The organism is Flavobacterium sp. ZT3R18 (assembly GCF_007097385.1).
Classification (GTDB): Bacteria; Bacteroidota; Bacteroidia; order Flavobacteriales; family Flavobacteriaceae; genus Flavobacterium.
This window is the reverse complement of the sequence record NZ_VJZS01000064.1, coordinates 1-1,548: the sequence shown is the minus strand read 5'-3', so window position 1 is coordinate 1,548 and position 1,548 is coordinate 1. Positions and strand designations below refer to the sequence as shown.

The following is a 1,548-nucleotide window of genomic DNA, read 5'->3' as shown; positions in this document are numbered from 1 at the left end:
GGTGGGGTGTAAAATATAGGCAAAATATATAAAATAAGTTCGGTCTTTTTTTTTAACTTTATCGACTAAAATGTTTTATTATGGAAGACAATATTTGGAAAGCAAAATCGATTGAAAGAACAAAAGAAAACAAGGAACTTAAAAAGCGAATAATTGAATTAAAATTAAGTAGGGATTCATGGAAAGAGAAATCGATTATGAATAAATCTCGTTGCATTGCTTTGGAAAACAGTCTAAAAAAAACGAAAAATTTAATCGAGAAGATTGTTTCTCAAGACATTTGAATTGTGAAAAGGCTTATGGCTATACTTATTCATTGGTAGTGATTCAGTTAGCTTTGACTTTAGTAAGTAAAGCAAACATAAGCTATAGATCAATACCCAAGGTGTTTAATGCATTGAATCAAAGCCTGAATTTGGGTTTAAAAGAGCCTACACACTCAACGGTGTTGCTTTGGATGAAAAAACAAGGGGTCGCAAATTTTAAAGAAAAATCCTTTTTCGAAGACAACAAATGGTTCTTGATTATTGATGAGAGTATTCAATTTGGCAATAAAAAATTGATAGCAGTTATGGCGGTTTTGTCAAGTTCTGTAAGGGAGAAGGCGCTGACTTATTTGGACTTGATTCCCTTGGTTTTAAAATCTTCAACAAGTTGGAAAGCAGAACAGATTAAACAAGAGATAATTAATTCTATTGATGTAAAAGATGTTGAATATGTGGTGTGTGATAATGGAAATAATTTAAAATCAACATGCAATATTTTAGACTTAATACATGTAGAGGATGTCAATCATAAGATTTCTGGATTTATAAAAAACGTTTATGAAAATGACCCTGTTTTTGAAAGCTATACCAAGCATTTATCAGGATTGAGAGGGAAATTATCTTTAAGTAAAGTTGCTCATTTGATACCTCCAAATCAAAGAATTGTAAGTAGATTCATGAATTTGACACCATTGTTTGTTTGGGGAGAAAAGACTTTAAGACTGATAGAAAATAAAAAATTAGATAATCAAGAGCTTGAAAAAGTTGCTTTTTTATTAAATTACAAAGAGTTTGTAACGGATACATTGTTGGTTTTGAACACATTAAATTTGACACAAAAAAAGTTGAAAATAAATCATTTTAACCAAGTTCAAATACGTGAATGTCTTTTAGAATTAGAAAAATTAAAGAGTCAAAAAGGGCTGATGATAGCAGAAAAAATGAGAAGCTATTTTGAAAACACAATGGCAAAATTCGATGCTAATCGGCAAGTGGTTTGTAGTTCAGATGTCATTGAGTCCTGTTTTGGGAAATACAAAGAAGTTGTCAAATTAAACAAAACAATTGGCGTGTCGGATATTTGCTTATCTATATCTTGTTTGACCAATAATGGGGAGATTAAAGAATTAAAAAAAGCTTTGGAAAACACAAAAACCAAAGATGTCAAAAAATGGAGCGATGAAAATATAGGAGAGAGTTTGTTCAAAAAAAGAGCAGCTCTTTATAAAGAAATAAGGGTGAAAAAAAATATTAAAAAAGCCGCATAATTGACACCCCACCT

General features: G+C 30.4%; 2 protein-coding genes. Both read left to right on the top strand.

The annotated features are described in order from the left end of the window. Positions 1–80 precede the first annotated feature (80 nt). Complete coding sequence (locus FNW52_RS20580; RefSeq protein ID WP_143379339.1) at positions 81–284, top strand: hypothetical protein; 204 nt, start codon at positions 81–83, stop codon at positions 282–284. 173 nt (positions 285–457) lie between these two features. Beyond that, the gene (locus FNW52_RS20575; protein WP_143379338.1) at positions 458–1,534 is read left to right on the top strand and encodes a hypothetical protein; all 1,077 of its coding nucleotides are present in this window, start codon (positions 458–460) and stop codon (positions 1,532–1,534) included. Positions 1,535–1,548: the final 14 nt, after the last annotated feature.